The 272-nt window shown below is 71.7% G+C and carries 1 protein-coding gene; it reads right to left on the reverse strand.

Annotated elements, in window-relative coordinates:
• Nucleotides 1–272 (reverse strand): hypothetical protein (locus CVH10_RS20615; RefSeq protein WP_146143200.1); only part of this gene is annotated, 272 nt, incomplete at both ends.

Below are 272 nucleotides of genomic sequence, written 5' to 3' on the forward strand. Positions count from 1 at the left end.
CACAGGGCCTGGAGCGCGTCGAGGGAGGCGACGACGTCGGTGCCGGCCTGAAGCTGGAAGCGGTTGGCGGGCCGCGTGGTCCCGAAGCCGGAATCCTCGGTGACGCGCGCCGGGTCGAGCCCGAACTCCGTGGAGCCGGGAATCAGGCAGACGGCCCGGATCATCCCGGCGAGACCCGAGACCGGACGGATCACCTCGAAGGCGAATTGCGGGACGCGGTTGCCGAACTCGGCCAGCGCCAGGCGCTCGAACACCACGTAGGCGAGGCCCCG

It is taken from the genome of Halomonas sp. ND22Bw, from assembly GCF_003011945.1.
GTDB classification, from domain to species: Bacteria; Pseudomonadota; Gammaproteobacteria; order Pseudomonadales; family Halomonadaceae; genus Halomonas; species Halomonas halophila.